General features: G+C 56.2%; 13 protein-coding genes and 1 riboswitch. Of the genes, 1 reads left to right on the top strand and 12 read right to left on the bottom strand.

All coding sequences use genetic code 11. The annotated features are described in order from the left end of the window. Positions 1-8: 8 nt before the first annotated feature. The 3 genes from MJ257_RS04665 to MJ257_RS04655 form a co-directional block, all read right to left on the bottom strand. The gene (locus MJ257_RS04665) at positions 9-1,316 is read right to left on the bottom strand and encodes an ABC transporter substrate-binding protein (protein ID WP_240268141.1); all 1,308 of its coding nucleotides are present in this window, start codon (positions 1,314-1,316) and stop codon (positions 9-11) included. Positions 1,317-1,826: 510 nt separating this feature from the next. Beyond that, the gene (locus tag MJ257_RS04660; RefSeq protein WP_240268140.1) at positions 1,827-3,011 is read right to left on the bottom strand and encodes a GntR family transcriptional regulator; all 1,185 of its coding nucleotides are present in this window, start codon (positions 3,009-3,011) and stop codon (positions 1,827-1,829) included. 116 nt (positions 3,012-3,127) lie between these two features. After that, positions 3,128-4,009: an ROK family protein gene (locus tag MJ257_RS04655; protein WP_240268139.1), complete on the bottom strand. Its 882-nt coding sequence runs from the start codon at positions 4,007-4,009 to the stop codon at positions 3,128-3,130. A gap of 96 nt (positions 4,010-4,105) precedes the next feature. Here MJ257_RS04655 and MJ257_RS04650 point away from each other — a divergent pair, with 96 nt between their 5' ends. Continuing rightward, positions 4,106-4,960 carry a M15 family metallopeptidase gene (locus MJ257_RS04650; RefSeq protein WP_240268138.1) on the top strand — a complete coding sequence of 285 codons (855 nt, stop codon included), beginning with the start codon at positions 4,106-4,108 and terminating at the stop codon, positions 4,958-4,960. 16 nt (positions 4,961-4,976) lie between these two features. On the opposite strand, the gene MJ257_RS04645 is transcribed toward MJ257_RS04650, so the two are convergent. The 9 genes from MJ257_RS04645 to MJ257_RS04605 form a co-directional block, all read right to left on the bottom strand. Next, a complete protein-coding gene (locus tag MJ257_RS04645) occupies positions 4,977-5,933 on the bottom strand; it encodes a 3'-5' exoribonuclease YhaM family protein (protein ID WP_240268137.1) in 957 nt (318 codons plus the stop codon). A 150-nt stretch (positions 5,934-6,083) separates the two neighbouring features. Then, positions 6,084-7,139: a protein-glutamate methylesterase/protein-glutamine glutaminase gene (locus MJ257_RS04640; RefSeq protein ID WP_240268136.1), complete on the bottom strand. Its 1,056-nt coding sequence runs from the start codon at positions 7,137-7,139 to the stop codon at positions 6,084-6,086. A 25-nt stretch (positions 7,140-7,164) separates the two neighbouring features. Then, positions 7,165-7,980 carry a CheR family methyltransferase gene (locus tag MJ257_RS04635; RefSeq protein ID WP_240268135.1) on the bottom strand — a complete coding sequence of 272 codons (816 nt, stop codon included), beginning with the start codon at positions 7,978-7,980 and terminating at the stop codon, positions 7,165-7,167. A gap of 3 nt (positions 7,981-7,983) precedes the next feature. Continuing rightward, on the bottom strand, positions 7,984-9,798 hold the full coding sequence (locus tag MJ257_RS04630) for a methyl-accepting chemotaxis protein (RefSeq protein ID WP_240268134.1): 1,815 nt from the start codon (positions 9,796-9,798) through the stop codon (positions 7,984-7,986). A gap of 19 nt (positions 9,799-9,817) precedes the next feature. Then, positions 9,818-10,312 (bottom strand): chemotaxis protein CheW, encoded by a 495-nt coding sequence (locus MJ257_RS04625; protein ID WP_240268133.1) that lies wholly within the window; start codon positions 10,310-10,312, stop codon positions 9,818-9,820. A gap of 24 nt (positions 10,313-10,336) precedes the next feature. After that, entirely contained in the window at positions 10,337-12,184 is a 1,848-nt protein-coding gene (locus MJ257_RS04620; protein WP_240268132.1) for a chemotaxis protein CheA, read from the bottom strand. A 3-nt stretch (positions 12,185-12,187) separates the two neighbouring features. Next, entirely contained in the window at positions 12,188-12,454 is a 267-nt protein-coding gene (locus MJ257_RS04615; RefSeq protein WP_240268131.1) for an Hpt domain-containing protein, read from the bottom strand. 142 nt (positions 12,455-12,596) lie between these two features. Beyond that, positions 12,597-12,681: riboswitch (cyclic di-GMP riboswitch) on the bottom strand. Between the two features lie 158 nt (positions 12,682-12,839). Next, the gene (locus MJ257_RS04610; RefSeq protein WP_240268130.1) at positions 12,840-15,068 is read right to left on the bottom strand and encodes an FMN-binding protein; all 2,229 of its coding nucleotides are present in this window, start codon (positions 15,066-15,068) and stop codon (positions 12,840-12,842) included. Between the two features lie 356 nt (positions 15,069-15,424). Continuing rightward, the gene (locus MJ257_RS04605; protein WP_240268129.1) at positions 15,425-19,735 is read right to left on the bottom strand and encodes a WIAG-tail domain; all 4,311 of its coding nucleotides are present in this window, start codon (positions 19,733-19,735) and stop codon (positions 15,425-15,427) included. Between the last annotated feature and the right edge of the window lie 247 nt (positions 19,736-19,982).

Below are 19,982 nucleotides of genomic sequence, written 5' to 3'. Positions count from 1 at the left end.
GCCGGTTTTTACTTCACGACCGCATTTTCCGCAAGCAGCTTGTCGCCTTGTTCTTGGGCTTTTTTCAGCGTATCGTCGATCGATTGCTTGTTCTGCAGCAGCAGCTCCAGGTTTGGAATCAGCGCGTTCTCTTCCATGACCGAATAACCCGGATGCGTCGGACGCGTCTTAGCGAATTCCAACGTCTCCGTAAACGGCTTCCACAACGGATCCTCGGTGAAGAACGGATCCTCGAGCGCCGGTTTGAAGCCCGGCAGGTTCAAGCTCGTTTTCGCCCACAGCAAGGCGTTGTCCTTGTTCGCCGTCCACCACTTGATGAACTCCCATGCTTCGTCCGGATGCTTGGAGCCTTGCGGAATGACGAGCCCGAAGCCGCCCATGACGCTGCCCTTGTCACCGTTAGGGCCTGCAGGAGGCGGAACGATGCCGTATTCCAGATCCTTGCCGTATTTATTATAAGTGCTCATCATCCAAGGACCGGTGTACAGCATGGCCACCTTGCCCGTCACGAACGCGTCGGTGCCTTCGCCGAGACCTTTTTCGAAGCCGACCTTGTATACTTTGTCCTCATTCAGCAAGCGCTGCCAAAATTCCAGAACCTGCTTGCCCTGCGCATTGTTGAAGTTGGTTTTGCCGTCCTCGCCGAGCATTTGCCCGCCGGCTTGCTGCAGATACATGTTAAACAGACCCGGATCGGCCATCGAGAAACCTGCGGTTTCAAGTTTGCTGCCATTCCATTTCGTCAGCGTCTTGGCGGCCTGTTCCAATTCGTCCCACGTTGTCGGCGCCTCCAGGCCCGCATCCGCAAACATCTTCTTGTTGTAGAACAAGGCGCGGGCATCCACCGTCAACGGCAAACCGTACAATTTATCGTTATTGGTCAATTCCTTTAACGACTCGTCGTAAAAGTCGCCTTTGTTCACGCCGTCGCGCTCCATATATTCATCAATCGGGCGAAGCACGTTTTTCGGAGCGTACAGCGCCGTTCTCCAGCGGTCCCAGAACAAAATGTCCGGCGAACCGCCGCTCGTTGCAGCCGTCAGGAACTTCGTGACCATATCCTGCTGAAGCACGTATTTGACTTCGATTTTGTCCTGCGACTTGTTGAAGGCGTCGACCATCGTCTCGAACTGCTTCTGTCCTTCACCGCCCCAGTCGCCCCAGAACGTCAGCTTCACTTTCTTGGTACTGCCGCTATCTCCGCCGTCCCCGCTGCCGCCGCCGTTCCCGGCGCTGCCTCCGCTGCTTCCTCCGCAACCGGCCAGCATTGCGCCGAACAGCACGGTCACCAGCATCACAAGCATCCACTTTTTCATTTCGTAAACCTCCCCTTTTCGTTTCGAATAACATAGCAATTAAAGCGTTTTCAATAAACATAGTATATTAGCATCATATCATTATGTCAATAGGGAAAAATATCGATGTCCCTGGTATATAAATTACATATCAAACGTCCCCTTCTCCTTTCTTGTACGACAAAAAACGGCCCCTTTGTACGGAGGGCTTGTTCGGAAATTTCGATATGGGCTTCATGTTCCGAAGTTTCGATATGATTTCTCCCTCGTCCGTCCGCCCAACGTAAAAGTGCAGTTCAAATTTGCTCAAATCGCCCTTTTCAGCCAAATGGTCCTCAATCAGATGCACTTTTACATCCCAAGGGCCCACAAACGCAAAAATGCCGAAACTCAACTGCACTTTTGCAGTTGAGTTTCGGCATGAGGGTGGCAGTTGGCTCCACCGCCGGGCCATTGGTGCCTTTGCCCCGCAAGGCGGCAAGGGCATCCGCCCGTGGCGGCACTAAGCCGCCCCCGCAGGCGGGCGTCTCGCTACTTGCGCTCTCCCCTCGCGGTTCCGGTGGATTCCCCCGGAACGAGCAAAGCGGGCAGTTTGATTTTGTTCGCCACCGGCCGGTTCTCGAGCAGGGCCAAAACATTCTCCACGGCCAACTTGCCCATGTCTTCTTCGCTTTGGCGCATATGGGTGAAGGCGTACCCCTCGCCGATGCGAAACTGCGGACTGTCGAAACAAATAATGGACACGTCTTCGGGAATGCGAAGCCCGAGCCGCGTCACGGCGGCTTTAGCCAACAGCGCGATGTTGTACTCGATGGCGAAGAACGCCGTGATCGAGGGATTCGCCTGCAAATGACGCATGATTTTGTCAATGTCCCGTTCGATGTTCTCATCATAAAAAGAGTTCGGCAGCGTGGAGGTCAGATCGCTGATCCACAACTCCCGCTCCGCGGCGATGCCGCGGCCGGCATGCGCCTGCACGAAGCCTTCGATCCGTTCCTCCACTGCTGACGTATCCACCGGCGGCGGAGACAATAACGAGATGTGCGCGTGGCCAAGGTCGAACAAATACTCCGCCGCCTCCTGCGCCGCCTTCACATTGTCGGTGCTGATGGAAGCCGCCGCCACGCCTTTCAGCTCACGGTCGATCAGTACCAGCGGAAAACGTTCGATCACCATCTTGAGGATTTCCGCATTGAAGTATTCCCCTTGCGCCGGGAATACGATCAAGCCGTCCACCCCCAGCTGCAGCAGCTTGCGAATGGTCGCTTCTTCATTCTCCTGGATGCCGAACGTCCGTTTCAGGACGAGGTAACAATCCTGCTCCCGCGCCGCATCCTCCATCCCGTAAATCAACCGGGTTCCATAGCTGCCGGCGAAATCCGTCAGCACGACGCCGATCAGCTTTCCCGCGACTTCCCCGTCCGCTCCGTTCCCGCCGTAGGTCCCGTCCAGCCGGCCGTGTTCCGCCGCGCCTGCCCCATCGGCTTCCGGATCGGCGACAAACGAGCCGCGCCCCGGTTTTCGAACGATGATGTGCTCGGCGGCCAGCATCTCGAGCGCCCGCTTGCTCGTAATCCGGCTCACCTGATATTCCTCGGCCAGCTCCTTCTCCGATGGAATCCGGTCCCCGGGCTTATAGCTTTGGTCCAGGATTTGCCGTTTCACATCATCAAAAATTTTCTCGTACATCGGTTTTGACGAGGTACTTTCACTCATGACGTTCCTCCCGCGTTCCCCTACAAAAGGACATGATATATATTATAATATATCATGATATATCGCGATTGTCGAACCATGTTTGAAACGTTCCGCGAACCGCTCCTCCAGGAGCATCAGCCACGGCTTGCCAAGGCCTCCAGCCCCAAAGCAAGCGCACCGCACAGACCTGCACGGCTGCCCAAGCCCGGCGGGACAATATACTCGTCGATGCCGCTTAAGATCGCCGGGGCGTTCACATAACCGGCCAAATTCCGGCGAACCTCCGCGCGAATCAACGGGAACAGCTGCGGTTGCTGCATCACGCCGCCGCCCATGATCACTTTTTGAGGCGAGAGCATTAGGATGGCGCCTGTTACCGCCTGGGCCAAATAGTAAGCTTCGATGGCCCAGGCCGAATGATCCGAAGACAGCTCATGCCCCTTCACCTTCCAGCGCGCTTCCAGGCTCGGTCCCGCTGCCATGCCCTCCAGGCAATCCCCATGATACGGGCATAAACCGGGGAAATCGTCATCCGGATGCCGCCGCGGCAGGACGTGGCCGCCCTCCGGGTGTATCAGCCCGTGCACGAGCTTGCCTTCCGCCAGCACCCCGACGCCGATGCCGGTCCCTACCGTATAATACACGCAGCTGTCCAGCCCCTGGGCCGCACCCCACTTTGCCTCGCCCAAGGCAGCGGCGTTCACGTCCGTATCCCAGCCATAGGGAACGTCGAATCTCGTTTTTAATTTGCCAAGAACATCGTATCCGTTCCACCCTGGCTTTGGCGTCGTCGTCACGTAACCGTAAGTGGCGCTGTCCCGATTGATGTCGAGCGGGCCAAACGATCCCACGCCGATGGCCTCTACATCTTTATCGCTAAAATAGGCAATCACCCGTTCCAGGGTGGGTTCCGGCAGCTCCGTTGGGAAACTGACGCTGTCTTCAATGACGCCGTGCTCATTTCCGACGCCGCAGACGAACTTCGTACCGCCCGCTTCAATTGCTCCGATCCGCACCGAAATCGCCTCCTTCGAATGTCTGGGATATGCTATAATCATAGAATTCAATCGCTGTATTTTATTTATCATTCTATCCGCGTAAGGAGCATGATCATGCCTTTCCGAAAAAACAAGCGCATTCAACTCATGCTGACGGAGTCCGATCCCCATGCTTCTGCCAGTTCTCCCCCTAAGTCGATCCGGCCAGCACGCAAAGTAGGCTTAACCCTTGCCGCCTTGTCGCTGATGGTCTGCGTGAGCGCAGCCGATATAGGCGATACTGCTGCCGCATCTAAGCCAGCCGAGCGACCGGCCTCCTCCTCTAAAGCTGACGAAATCGCCAAGAAATATCAACTGCCTAAAGGGAAGGGCTTCGTTTACCTCGACGAGGTGATTCCGGATGCCGAATACGATCTCCGCTATTATACCGGCGACAACTTCATTGGAGAGCGGATCGACGGGTACAACGGCCCGTTCGCGATCCTGACCTTGCGCGCGGCCCGGGCGTTGAAGAAGGCCAACGACGATTTAGGAACCCGAGGCTACCGTCTGAAAATCATCGACGCCTATCGCCCGCAAAAAGCCGTCAACCATTTCGCCCGCTGGTCCAAGGACCCGCTGGATATAGAGATGAAGGAACGTTTCTATCCCGGCGTGGATAAGAAAAATCTGTTCAAGCAAGGCTACTTGTCCTCCAAATCCGGCCATTCCCGCGGCAGCACGGTGGACCTTACCCTGGTCTACAAGAAGACCGGCGAAGAGGTCGATATGGGCAGCCGGGTCGATTTCCTCGGCCCGATTTCGGCGCATGGGGCTAAGGGGCTGACCAAAGCGCAGCGCACGGCCCGCTATCTTCTCAAGACGGCGATGGTCAAGCAGGGCTTCCAGCCTTACAGTAAGGAATGGTGGCATTACACGCTGAAGAACGAACCTTACCCGTCCACCTATTTTGATTTTGACGTGGAATAACCGTTCAGGCCTTTACTTACCACTTCAACCGGTAAATCCCCTTGTTTTCCAGCCCCCGAATCAACGGCGTCCACGTTTCGGACTCCGGCGTCGTGGCCAGCGCGTCCTCCACCATTTGCAGCTTGGCGTCCAGCGCGTCGATATGGTGCAGGGCGACGGCCTCCGGCGTCTGCGGCTGTACCGGGCTGCCCCATTCCCCCAAGTTGTGGTGGGACAATACCAAATGCTGCAGCCCAAGCACCTTCGGCGAATCCAGCGCGATGCCGAGGCGAATCGCCGCTTCGGTCACCCATTGCGACGCCATCGAAATATGTCCCAGCAGCTTGCCCGGCGTACTGTACTCGGACACGATGCCGAGCTCGGCCACCATTTCTTCCGGCTTGGCGATATCGTGCAAAATGATGCCCGCCTTCAGCAAGTCCGGGTTCAAAAACGAACGCTGCCCGCACAAAAAGTCGCCGATCTCCAGCATCCGCACCATATGGTAAGCCAGTCCGCCGAAATAGGCGTGATGATGCGTTTTGGCCGCGGGATAATGGGCCAGCTTCTCCTCGACCTTGCCGACGCAGTACCGGACGATCGCCTGGATCTCCTCATCGGCGATGTCGGCGATTACGCCTTGGATCGTATGAATCAACGCTTCCGACGAAATCGGCGCGGAACGGATAAAATCGGTTAATCTCACGCCGTCTTCCGGCTTGGCCGGCCGGATCTGCATCACCTTAACCTGCAGTTTCTCCCGGTATGTCTGTACGATTCCTCGTACCTTCACGAGCCCCATCGGAAAGAAGGTTTCCTTGTCGGTTGGCGACGCATCCCAAAATTTGGCCGGCATCTCCCCGGTTGCGTCGCACAACACGATATCCAAATAATCCTTTGGCGGATTGGCGTTCGTCTGCTTCACCTCCAACTCCTTGAGCAAATAAAAGCCCACAAACTCGTCCTGGTTTCTCAATTGATTAATTTGCGTCACCCATAATTCCTCCAAACCCATGATAGACCTATTATACTATGGGACTGCCAAAACCTCAGCGCCTTTTCGCTTCCGCCTGCCCATCTCGGGAACAAAAAAGAACGCCTCCCCGTGATTCCCACGGAGCCGGCGTTCTTGCATCTGCGGGAATTACGATTCCCGTTTAGGTTCCTCAAACAGTAGGGAGCACAATGCCCGTGGCAGCAGCTCCAACGAGACCTGCTTCTCCACCGCGCCCAATTCGTAAGCGACTTTGGGCATTCCGTACACCACCGACGAAGACTCGTTTTGCCCCAGCGTTCGCGCCCCTTTGCGGCGCATCGCCAGCAACCCTTTGGCACCGTCATAGCCCATGCCGGTCAAGATGATGCCGATGGCGCGCGGGCCGCATTCCCGGGCGGCCGATTCGAACAGGACGTCGATCGACGGGCAATGGCCGTTGATCTTGTCGCCTTCATAGCAATCGACCCGATACCGGCCGTCCACCTTGCGCAGCCGCATATGCCGGTCTCCCGGAGCGATCAGCACTTTCCCCGGCTCCACGATGTCGCCGGAAGTCGCTTCCTTCACGGTAAAGGATGTGCTTTGATTCAAGCGGTCCGCAAACATCCGGGAGAAAACCGGCGGAATATGCTGGACGATCACGATCCCCGGAAACGATGTTGGCAGCCGGTTCAGCAAATAGGAGATCGCCTCGGTTCCTCCGGTGGATGCGCCGATGGCGACAATTTGGCCGGCGCCGAATGGACGCTCCGGCACCGGAAGCCCTCCGCTCTTCCGTTCGGCGTGCAATCGGCGGGGCACCACGTTCGTTTTCGCCGCCATTTTCACCTTATCGATCAAATCTAGGATAAACCCTTCAACGCTTCTAGGCGACCTGGGATCCGGCTTGCAGACGAAATCGACGGCCCCCGCCTCCATGGCGTCGAAGACGGCATCGCTGATCGTGCTGACGACGATGACCGGTAGCGTATACTGAGGAAGCAGGCGGCGGAGAAATTCGATCCCGTTCATTTTCGGCATCTCCACGTCGCAGATCATCACATCCGGGTGAAACCGCAAAATTTGATCCCGGGCATCAAACGGATCCACCGCTTTGCCGACGACTTCGATAGCCGGATCCGAGGATAACCCCAAAGCCAATACCTCGCGGTACATCATGGAATCATCGACGATCAGCACGCGCAATTTACGGTCGTCCCCCATAGCACTCCCCCCCTTCGTCTCCATGTTAATCCTTCCGGTAAATCGCCGGCTTGACGTACTTAAACGGCGTCGTTTCCCGCTGCAGCGATTCGGAATGGCCGATGAACAGATAACCCCCGGGTTCCAAATGCTTATAGAACTTGTCCACCAACGCTTCCTTCGTCGGATTGTCGAAGTAGATCATCACGTTCCGGCAGAAAATGACGTGGAATTTCCGTTTGAACGGAAACGTCGGCTCCATCAAATTGAATTTGCGGAAGATCACTTCCCGCTTGAGCTTGTCGTTGACGGTGAAATGCTCGCGGTCCTTGGCATTGAAATACTTCATTCGCCAAGAGGGAGGCAGTGCCGAGATGTCCTCGGCCCCGAATTCCCCCCGCTGCGCTTTGGTTAATATTTCCGCAGAGATGTCCGTTGCCAGCACTTTGGCATCCCAAAGGGATTTGCCTGCGCCGAAATATTCGTCCAGCAGCATCGCCAGCGTATAAGGCTCCTCGCCCGACGAGCAGCCCGCGCTCCAGATCCGCAAATCCCGGTCCTTCACCACCGCTTCCAAGTACGGCAAAACGCGGTCGCGCAAAAACTCGAAATGGTCAAACTCCCGCATGAAGAACGTATGATTCGTCGTGATTTTGTCCACCAGCGTCATCACGGCTTCCCCGGAACGGTCTGAAACGACGTATTGATAATATTCTTTAAAGCTGGAAAAGTGCTTGCTGACAAGAACCTGCTGCAGCCTGCCCATCACCAACGCGCGCTTCTCTTCCTTCAAATGGATTCCGTAATTGTGGCGAATATATTCGGACAACTGCCGAAACTCCTCGTTCGTAATAAGAATCATGGCTTAATATTTTCCGAACTCCGAGTCGCTGAGCAAAATTTTGGGAGCTCCGGTTCCGCTGCCAAACTCGGATTTCCGCGGTTCATTCATCTGTTCCAGAACGCGCAGCACCTCCGGATTCATTTCCTCCCTGCCGGCATAATCGGCATAATGGTTGCGCTTCAGTTTAAACCGTGACACCTGCTGCTTCAGCAGGCCGGCTTGGCTCGACAATTCCTCGCTGGCGGCGGCGCTTTCCTCCGAAGTGGCCGAATTGGTCTGAATCACTTGAGATACCTGCGATATCCCTTGATTAATCTGCGTAATGGCTGCCGCCTGCTCTGTGGAAGCCATGGCAATATCGCCGACCAAGCCGGCCACCCGTTCGATATCCCCGACGATCGATTTCAGCGCCTCGGCCGTTTGATCGGCGATGCGTGTGCCTTCCTGTACTTTGTTGATCGAGCCTTCGATCATGTCGGTCGTCTCCTTGGCAGCGTTCGCCGAGCGGGCTGCCAGATTGCGCACCTCCTCGGCGACGACGGCGAAGCCTTTGCCGTGTTGTCCGGCACGCGCGGCTTCTACCGCGGCATTCAGCGCCAGGATATTCGTTTGAAACGCGATCTCATCAATCACTTTAATGATCTTGGAGATGCTGCTGGATGCCTCGTTAATTTCGCGCATCGCCCCCAGCATATCCTTCATCTGCTCGTTGCCCTGCAGCGCGCTTTGCTTGGAATCGGCTGCCAGTTTATTCGCTTCGTTGGCGTTCTGCGCATTCAGCTTCGTCTGGGTGGAGATTTCCTCCAGCGAGGCGGTAAGCTGCTCGACGGAGCTGGCTTGTTCGGTGGCACCTTGAGACAATGCGATGCTGGAATCGGAAACCTGCTTCGATCCGGAAGCGACCTGATCCGCCGCCGTATTGATGCTGGCCAGGATCTCGTTGTTCCGTTCCACCATCTCCTGCAGCTTGATCCCCATCAGGTCTTGCTCGGATCTCACCTTCACCTGAACGGTCAAATCGCCGTTGGCTACCTGTTCCACGACCCGGGCTTGGTCGCGGATGCTGGCGATCATCCGGGAGAAGGCTTGCATCAGCTTGCCGATTTCATCTTGGCTGGTCGTATCCACGCTGACGTTAACGTCGCCGAGCGCCAGGGCTTCGGCCGCCATGGACAACTTCCCGATCGGTCTGGTGATGCTCAGGACAATCATTACGGCCAACCCTACGGCTATCAGCGCCATCACGATAATGATTGCGATCAGCATGCTGAAGCTGCTGCGGTACATCGCATCGCCTTCATCGCTTTCCTTCTCCGCATTGGTCTGATTGAACTTCACGAGATTCAGGAGGGAGTTCGAAGCGTCATCAAATTCCTTCTTAGAATCGCCGGATATCAGGTCGAGTGCATCATCCGTCCGATGCTGGGCAACCAATGCGTGAACCTGCTCGCTCGTTTTCAGGTAATCGCTCCATTCTTGCTTGAACTTCTCATATAATTGCTTATCCTCTTGCCCGCTCAGCTTCTGTTCGTAATTGTCGATATGCTGCTGAAGCCCCTTACCTTCCTCCTCCAGTTGTGCCTTCATCTGCTCTAACAACTCCGGTCTTTCGCCGGCCATGACATAACGAAGCTCGGAAATTCGATAATCGGACGTCATCGTATTTAAAGTATGCGCCGCGTCCATGGCCGGCAGCCACTCGTCGCTGATCACCGTAGACTGATTATTGACCTTATTGATGGAATTGATGGAGTAAAGTCCAAGCCCGACCAGCGCGATGACCAGGATGGAAAAGGATAAGATTAAGCGTGTTTTGATCGTCAGCTTCTTCAACATGTGTATTCCCCTGTTATTATCATAGATGACTTAAATGCTCGGCTTCCTCATGCTGAAGCAGCTTGTCGCCGTCCAGCAGCAGCTTGATTTCTCCCCCGACCTTACCGACCCCCTTGATGAACCCCTGGGAGTTCCCAGATTTGAGGTCCGGCGGCGGAACGATATCCTCCTCGGCGATCTGTACGACCTCGGACACGCTGTCGACGATCAAACCGATCGAAACCTCGCTTAGATCCACAACGACGATACAAGTCCGGTCGTTATATTCACGAAAAGGCTTTTTAAAGCGCAGTCTCACGTCCATGACCGGAATGATTTTTCCGCGCAAATTGATGATCCCGCGGATATGCTCCGGGAGCTCCGGCACCTCCGTAATGGCTTGAATTCCAATTATCTCCGTGACATACCGGATTTCAATGCCGTATACGTCGGTTCCGATCAGAAAGGTGAGGAACTTTCCCGTTTGCGTATCGTCCTCCTGCTCGGTTTGCAGCTGCGTGGTTGGATCTGTCATGACCTGGTTCTCTCCTTTGTCGTTCTATGATGTAAGAGCAAGTCCGCCGACGTCGAGGATGAGGCTGATGCTTCCGTCCCCTAGCATCGTGCAGCCTGCCAAACCCCGAATATTTCGGATTTTGCGGATGTAGGACGGCAGGCTCTTCACGACGACCTGCTGTTGGCCAAGCAACTGGTCGGCGAAGATACAGAACGTCTGATCGTCCTGCTCCACCATGATCAGGATGCCTTCCTCCATTGCCGTAACGTCGGTCGTCACTTTAAACCGTTCGTACAAGCGCAGCACGGCGTAACACTGTCCCCGCACCATCACCATTTCGTTGCCTTCGGGGTCTACCACGACGCTGCCGCGGTCGGCGCGGAACGACTCTTTAATCGCTGTGGTCGGGATCGTATACCGGGACCGCCCCACCTTGACGTTCATCCCGTCGATAATCGCCAGCGTCAACGGAATGCGGATGGTGATCGTCGTTCCCTCGCCTGCGGCGCTGTCAACGGAGACGCTTCCCCCAACACTTTCGATATTCCGCAGCACAACGTCCATGCCGACGCCGCGTCCGCTGAACTCGGTAATAACCTCCTTAGTCGAGAATCCCGGCAAGAAAATCAAATTGTAGATGTCGCGATCGCTCATCTCCGCTTCGTCCCGGTAGATCAGATTGCGCTCACGTGCTTTCTGCATGATCTTCTCCCGGTTTAAGCCGCGGCCGTCGTCGCGAACGAGGATCAGCACTTCGCCGCCGACGTTTTTGGCCTCGAGCGTCAGCGTTGCGGTCTCGCTCTTCCCGGAGGCAGCCCGCTCATCCGGCGCCTCGACCGCATGGTCGATTGCGTTGCGTACCAAGTGCATGATCGGATCCGAAATGTGCTCGATAATGTTCTTGTCCACTTCCGTATCCTCGCCGACCAATTGGAGCCGCACTTGCTTTTCCTGTTTCTTGCTCATGTCGCGAACGATCCGGCTCATCTTCTGGAACGTATTCACCAGCGGTACCATTCGAATGGACATGACCTTATCCTGAATTTCTCCGGTAATTTTCCGCAGCTGCCGCGCCGCCTTCCCGAATTGTTCCAGCTCAAGCCCCGCCAATTCGGGATTCTGCGTGACCATCGATTCGGCGATCACGAGTTCCCCGACCAGATCCATCAGCTCGTCCAGCTTGGCCAGATTCACGCTGATAAAGCTGGATTGCTGCGTACCCGATGCGGAAACGGATGGCTTGGATATGGATTTCGTTCCCTCAGGGATCGAAGAATGACCGGTTTTGGCGGCAGGCGGCTGCTCTGCGGCAGGCGACTGTTCGACGTTTAGGCTGACGTCAACAGAGGCCTCAGGCTTGATATCCGGCGGAGAAGCGGATTTCGATGTACCTGAAGTCGGCATCATTTCACTAATCTCGAGATGTTTGAGACAAGACGCTTGCGAAAGTAAAGCGGTAATGCTCTCGGGACTTTCCCTATTACGGAAAAACAGTTGAAATCCTTGGTTTTTGATCATTTCTGCGGTGTCCGGGTTGGTCTCAATGTCTTCCGGCCAGTAGCTGAAATGCTCCGTCAACTCCTTCAGGCTATGAACCACCTGGTAGGCACGTACATTCTCCATATTGTAATCGTCGTCGAAGAACAGGATCGCTTTCAAATGAGCATCCTGTGCGATGGAATAGGTGCTCTCGTCCAGGAGGCCGTCGGCACCCACTTCGGAAGCAGAAGCGTCCTGCTGGCCGGTATGTCTGCGCTTAAGCTCCTCCAAGTAGCGGTGGATGCCGGTTTTCAGCGGCGTACTATCGCCGTCGGGCGAATCGCCTTGCCTGATTTTATAAAGCTCAAGCTTGATAAAATCGCCGCCTTGGAGCACTAAATCGGATAACACGGATTAATCGGTTAATCGGGGTTGATGTTCGCGGATATAAGCAAATAAATCTTCGATGACATGTGACAATACCGCAATATTGTCAAAGTTCATCATCGTGGAAGAGCCTTTAATCGTATGCATGATGCGGAAAATAACGTCAATCGAGGCAGAGGAAAACGCATTCGCTTCCTCGCATTCCAAGATGCTCTGTTCTAACTGTTCCAACAGCTGTGAATTCTCGTGGAGATAGATCTCCAACAAGGGATCTGAAGTACCGAAATCTGCCATGATATGATCTCCCCGTCATTGCAATATTCGACAAATTTGTATAATTTTCGACAAATTTATCGCATAAAAAAACTCTTTCTCGATCATGATGCATTTCGAAGAAAGAGAACTTTATAAAAGATAGAATCGCAGCCATAAGTTACCATGAAACCCGGCTGCCCTAGTATGGTTACGTTAGGCCCGTGGCTTTGCGTCCTTGTCTTTCGGCAAGTTTGCCCTTTCAGTAAAATTGCTATTTTTTAGTTAATTTATACTAGCATGCCAGGACTGAAGTTGTAAACTGTGAATTTCATCGCAATTCCATCAGCATAGCAAAAGCCCCCTCAGATCCATTCCGAGGGGGCTTAATGCACCACACCTTTAGACCGGATGACTCCGGACTAAATTATCTGCCGGCGTTCTCAAGCGCGTTCTTCACAGCATCGACCACTTGGGCCGACACGGCTTTTACGCCATCCGTTTCGCCGAAGGCTGCCGGGCGATACCCGTATTTATGCAGGGAACCTTCCGTCGTTGGCGTTTCAATTTCCGTCTTGACGGTTTTCTCGTCGGCGGTTAATTGTTGTTCGGTCTTGATTTTGCCGTTAGCATCAAGATAGAACACTTCCATTTTGAACGGAATATTGTTTTGTACCGTTACCATGACGTAAACGGATTTATCCTTATTAATGCCGGCAAAAATGCCGTTAATGTAAGCCGTTTTGTAAGACTCGTTGATTTCCGCCTTCTTATAGGCATTCTCTACGGCCGTTTTCAAAGCGGTGCTGCTGCTGGTTGCCCCAGTCACCACATCCACTTTAGCGGCTTGCTCTCTCGTTCCGGCAAACAGCAGATCGCGAGTCAGGATCGGGATCGCTCTTACGACTTCAGCATAAGCCGAAGCGCCGCGGTCCACCATGTTTACGCCGACGCGATACAGTTTCAATCCAACGATGACACCGTTGCGCAGCGTAACATCGGCACGGTTCGTCCCTTTGTCGTAAGCGTCGCCGAAGGTCGTGTAAGTGCCGTCCTTATAGGCGCCTTGCGCTTTCGATGCATTGTTCAACAGATCGGCGAACGCCGCTCTGGCCGCGATGGACAGATCTTCTTGACCTACGATCGGCGTCATGTTCGCGCCTTTCTGGGTCAAGCCTTCGTTCAATTGGACGACAACGGTTTTTTGCTCATCTGTCAGCTTGTCGGCTGCGATCAGTTTGCCGTCAGCGCCAAACAGCATGACATTGACGTTCGAGACTTTGTCTGCCTTCATGTCGGCCAGAACCAGTAATTTGGACAGGTTGTCTACACCCGCAAAGGTACCTTCAAAATATTTCGCTTTGCCCGGAACCTTCAGCGCCTTCTCGAAAGCTCTTTCTACGGCAAGGTTCCAGCTGTGGCTGCTTTCGGTCGCGCCGGCAATCGCATCAACGTCATCGCTGTAATTCGCGATGTACGAGCCGTTAGCGAGCAGCTTAGCCGTCATCGGAGCGTTGGCTTTAACAACTTCGGCATAGGCCGATTCGCCGCGGTCGATCAAGTTGGAGCCCAGTCTATACAGCTTCACGTCAACCAGCTTGCCGTTGCGGATATAAACGTCGGCTCTTTCAACGCCTTTATCGCGGGCTGCGCCGTAAGCGGAGTAGAATCCGTCGACGTATTTCGCGCCGTTGTTGATTTTCGCGTTTTGCTCCGCATCCCAATAAGCGTTCACGGCCGCCTTGTATTCGGCTTCCTGACCTTTAGGGGCAACGGCGCCTGTACCTTTCGCCAGCAGCTCGGCAGCGATTGCTTTCGCCGATGCGGCTTGCTCTTCAGTCAGATTCGCTTCTTCGATCGCGTTGCCGCTAGCGTCTAGCGGATACACTTTAACCGCCGTACGTTTCGTAGCGTCGAACGTCACGAAAACCATGTATTTGCCTTCCGGGTCTACGCCCATATGCTCACCGGCAAAATAGGTTACACCCTTCGGCTTCTCTTTCAAGGCTCTTTGGAAAGCACGGTCGACGGACAACTTCCAGCCATTGCTGGAGCGAGTTGCGCCGGATACGATATCCACGTTGGCAGCCTGTTCCTTCGTTTTGCCGAGCAGGTTGGCTTTCATCGTTTCATAAGCATTCCAGAGGCCGCTATAATTATTGCGCGCATCTCTGTCGATCAGCTTAGGGCTCGTTCTGAGCAGTTCGATCGCGGCGACCTTACCGTCCTTGATCGTTACTTTAGCCCCTTCGGTTCCTTTGGAATATGCGTTGCCGTAAGTAACGTATACGCCGTCGGCGTACGGACTCTCAACTTGTTTCACGACCGGAGTTGTCGTTTTAGCCGGAGTTGCCGGTTTCGTTGTGGTCTTAGCCGGCGTCGTCGTTTTTGTTGTCGTCTTGGCCGGCGTCGTCGTCTTGCTAGGTGTTTTCGTCGTAGTCTTGCTAGGCGTCTTCGTTGTCGTCTTGCTTGGTGTTGTCGACTTGCTTGGCGTAGTGGTCTTGCTAGGCGTCGATTCTTTGGCTGGCGTTTCCGATTCCGATGCCGCGGACACCACGTCAATGCCGGTCAGTTTATAACCGGACGTACCGACGGTAAGCGACAAGGATGATAACACCAACGTCGCGCTTACTGTAAGGCTAATCAGCTTTTTCAAATGCGATCCTCTCCCTTGTGAATTTCACCAAGCTATGTAATTTACATAACCTGCTTCTTCAAATGGTGTTTCTCTGAGTTATTCGACTTTGCTCAGAAACGATGAAACGCTTTCCAAGCAATCGCGCCCCTCCCTCTTGCACGATGTCTATCCGGAAACGCCCTCACGAACGTGAATCAATTCACATGTCAGTGAAAAAAATAGATGCGCCCGGTTTCCATTAAATACTAGGTAATTTGTCGCAAAAAAGCTGTACGCAAAATCACACAGCCTGAAAGATATGTCACGTTACCTAAGGCGCAGCCACAGAAAACCAGCCGCCGGAATGATCCGGCGGCTGGTTCATTACAAACGTCCTACATCGTACTGCCGATCGCGATCCACGTCACAAATCCGTAATTAACATTGCTGTCCTTCAGCTTGGAGATCGTGATCACGGCCGATTCGGCCGACTGCTCTTTCAGCGAAGCGGAATACGCGGTATGGTTGGTCATTGCCACGACTACGTAGTTGGAAGACTTGAACGGCGATTCGAAGCCGATCGTTACCGTGGTCTCCACCTCTTGATGCTTCAGCAGAAACGCGGCCATCCCGAATTGCAGTTCGGCCGGCTGTCCCGACCCCGTTTGAACCGGAGCAAAGCTTAATTGCCCTACCCCGACGGAACCCGGTTGCAGATGGCGGGTACCGACGGCCTCGTCGGCCAATTGGCCGCTGCCTACCGCTTCCGGTGCCAGGTGAACGTTCCCGACGACCCCTTCCTGAAGATGATCGGCCCCAACCGCACCCTGGGCCAACGCTCCGGCGTCCACCGCGCCCGGCTGCAGATGCACCCGTCCGATGGCTGCCGGCTGAATGTCATCGCCGCCAAGGCCTTCCTCGGGAAGCAGACCGTTCTGCTGGATCTCAGCGGACATATGCCATACATTTACGGCTTCGAGGGAGATATGGTGGGCATTCACCGCCGCATCGCTAAGATGCCGGGACTCCACGCTTTCGGCCGCCAAATTTGCCCCCTGCACGATTTCCTCGCCCAAGTGACGGTTTTGGATGGCCGAGTCCGCCAGATGGTCGCTTTGCACGGAATCCGCCTGCAGTTGGCTGGAGCCTACGGCGGCTTCGCCGAGATGGCGGGCCGATACGCTGCCCGCGGCTAAATGTCTGCTTTGCACTGCGCCATTTGCCAAGTGGCGTCCTTGAACGGACGCATCCGCCAGATGGCTGCTTTGCACGGAACCGGCCTTCAGATGGCCGCTGCCAACCGCTTGCTCGCCCAGCGCGATGGCGTTAACCGCGCCGGCTTGCAGATGCCGGCTAGTAATGGTCGCGGTCTGCAGGTTCTCCCCGCCGATGCCGGCTGCCGGCAACAGGCCGTGTTGCTGCAGCTCGGTAGACAAATGCAAGGCATTCACGGCTCCGGGAGCAAGATGCGAGGTTTCCACCACGGACTCCCCGAGGTGCCGGGACTCGACGCTGCCTTCGGCCAAATGATCGCTTTGCACCGCGCCTTCGGTCAGGTTCCGGCTTTGGACGGACGCATCGGCGAGATGGCGATTATACACGGAACCGCTCTGCAAATGGCCGCTGCTGACCGCCTGCTCTCCCAGCGCGATGGCGTTAACCGCGCCGACTTGCAGGTGCCGGTTTGTAATGGATGCCGGTTGCAATGCTTCCCCGCTGATGCCGGCTGAGGGCAGCAGACCGCGTTGTTGCAGCTCAGCAGACAGGTGCCGGATATTTACGGCTTCGGGAACAAGATGGCGGCCGTCTACCACTGCATCTCCAAGATGCCGGGACTCGACGCTGCCCTCGGCCAAGTGCTCGCTCTGCACCGTACCTGCAGCCAAGTGCTGGCCTTGGACGGACGCCTCTGCCAGATGCCCGCTTTGCACCGCACCGGTCTGTAAATGAGCGCTGCCGACCACCCGCTCGCCCAGCGCATCGGCGCTAACCGCGCCGGTTTGCAGGTGCCGGCTCGTGATGGATGCCGGCTGCAGGGACTCCCCGTCGATCCCCCCGGCGGGCAGCAGTCCGCTTTGCCGCAGCGCTGGGGTCATATGTGCCGCGCTGATCGTTTCGGCCGCGATATGGTATGAGCCGATCACCGCTACTCCGAGGTGACGGTCCGTCACGCTGCCTTTAGCCAAATGCTCGCCCTGTACCGCATCTTCGGCCAGATGCCGGCTTTGGACCGCCTCGTTCGCCAGATGGCTGCTCTGCACTGCCTCTTCCTGGAGATGTGCGCTGCCGACCACCTGCTCGCCTAACGCATCCGCACCGACCGCACCGGAATGGAGATGCTGGCTTGTGATGGATCCCGGCTGCAGGTCCTCCCCGCGGATGCCGGCTTCGGGAAGCACCCCGCTCTGCCGCAATTCGGCAGACAAATGCCCGGCATCGATCGCCTTGGCGGCGATATGGCGGGAGTGGACCACGGCTTCGCCGAGGTGGTGTTCCGTCACGCCGCCTTTGGCCAAATGCACGCTCTGTACCGCATCCTTGACCAGATGCTGGCTTTGGATTGCCCCATTCGCCAGATGACCGCTTTGCACCGCACCGGCCTGAAGATGCGTGCTGCCGACCACCCGCTCGCCCAGTGCTTCGGAACCGACCGCGCCAGCCTGAAGATGCCGGCTTGTGACGGATGCGGGCTGCAGGTCCTCCCCGCCGATGCCTTCCTCGGGCAGCACTCCGTTTTGCCGCAGCGCGGCGGACAAATGCCCGGCATCAATCGCCTCGGCGGCGATATGACGAGCATCCACCTCAGCTTCGCCGAGATGTCGTCCCGTCACACTGCCTTCGGCCAAATGCGCACCTTGTACCGCCCCTTCGGCCAGATGGCTGGCTTGCACGGCGCCTTCCGCCAGCGCAGCAGGCCCAACGGCACCGGGGGCCAAGTGCCCGGCGTCCACGGCTTGCGCAGCCAGCTTTGGCCCGGTCACGCTGCTCACCGCCAGCTTCGCGGCCGTCACCGCCAGATCGCCGAGTTTATCCGTCGTTACGCTTTCCGGCGACAACTTTAAGCTGGTGACTGCGTAATCTTGGAGATGCGGCGAGAAGACGACGCCCACGCCTAAGTGCTCCTCCCGAACGGCACCGGCCCCGATTTGCCCGCGGTTGACCGAGCCGGTAGCCAAATGCCGGGTTTGCACGATGCCTAGCCCCAGATGCTCAGCCGTGATTTGCTGGGCTCCGATGGCCGCCTCCGTCACTGCGCCCGGAGCGATCGCCCGGCTCGTTACGCTGGCTTTAGCCAGTTTCTCGGCCGTGACGCTATCCGGCTGCAGATGATCCGCCGAAACGGACTCATCCGCCAGATGCTCCGCAGTCACCTCGGCGTACGCCAGCTTCTCCCGGGTTACCGCAGCATCGGCTAAATGCCATTCCTGCACCGCTTCCTGCACAAGATGTCCGCTTTGCACCGCTCCTTCGGTCAGGTGCAGGCTCGTAACCGCCCCCCGAGCGAGCTGCGGCGATTGGACGGCCCCTTTGGCCAGATGCCGGGTTAATACGGCTTCGTCGGCGATTTTCCCCGGCAACACGCTTTGATCGGCGATTTTGGATGAAGTCACCGCCTGCTCGATGATGTGCGAGGTGCCCACCGACTGGTCAGCCAGCTTCGTGGAGGGAATCGATTTATCGGCAAGATGGCGGGCCTTGACTTCCCTGTCGGCGATATGCTCCTGTCCGATGCTGCCCGGTTGGATATGCTCGCTGCCCACCGCCCCTGGCGAAAGATGACGGGGCTCAATCACGGCCCCGCTCAAGTGGGCCGACGTCACGCTGCCTTCCTGCAGTTGCTCCGCCCCAACGCTGGACCAGGCCAGCAGTTCTCTGCCGATCAAACCGGGAGCCAGATGGCGCGAAATGATGGACTGATCCGCTAAATGGCGGCTTTCCACCGTACCCTCCGCCAATTTATCCCCCGTCACGGAGCGATCGCGCAGCTTGGACGTTGTCACGGAGGCGTCCCCGAGCTTGGAAGTGTCCACCGCTCCGTTGGCCAGATGCTGTGCGTTCACGGCCCCGCTGCGGATCTTATCCCCCGTGACAGCTTGGTCCTGCAGCAGATCAGCCGTCACGATCCATTCCGACAGATGGCGGCTCTCCACCGCTCCCTCCGCCAGCTTCTCCCCGGTGATCACCCGATCGGCCAGCTTCTCCGGGGTAATGCTGCCGTCGACCAGCTTCTCCCCGCCAATGGAGTGATCCCGGATCGTCCGCCCCTCAATCGAGCCGTCCACCAGATGGCTGCCGTTCACCGAGGAAGGAGCGATCTTGGAGGAGGTCACCGCCCGGTCGGCCAGCTTGATGTTTTCCACGGCGTAATCGGCGATCCAAGCCGTGTCGATCGTCCCCCGCATGATCCGCGAAGCGTCGATCGTGAACGGGGCGATTTTCTCCCGGGTTACGGCCTCATCGATGATATCGTCGGTATAAATAATGCCTTGTTCCTGGTTTGGTGCTGCTTTTTCGCTTAGCAGTTCCTGCAACGCCCGAGTCCCGTCAAGATTCTCATGCTCCGGCCCGGCCTCAACTGCTGCCGTCAGCGGGATCTCTTTGCCTTGTTCCGGCAGAATGGGCGCTGCGGTTTCATGAAGCCGAAGCTCCTTCTCCTCGGATTGCGACGAAACCTTTCGTTCCTCCAACAGCGTTAATTCGTTCATTTCCGGGTTGTCTACGAAATAGAGCGATTTCCTCGGTCTACTGGGTCTCGCTGGTTTTTGTCTTTTCAAGAGCCGCCCTCTCCTTTGCCAAAAGTTAATCATCTTGGGTATCATATGCGGGCGTTTGGGCACTTGTCACAACGCTTTCGGGGCGAACTCCGCCCTGATCCGGCCCCTGAAAAAGATGAAATAGACCCGCTTGATCTCTACCGTTTTTAACGCACCCGCCTCGCGTTACAATGAGCTT

Source organism: Paenibacillus timonensis, assembly GCF_022427145.1.
Lineage (GTDB): Bacteria > Bacillota > Bacilli > Paenibacillales > Paenibacillaceae > Fontibacillus > Fontibacillus timonensis.
Note: the sequence above shows the minus strand (reverse complement) of the source record. Positions and strands in the feature narration are given on the sequence as shown.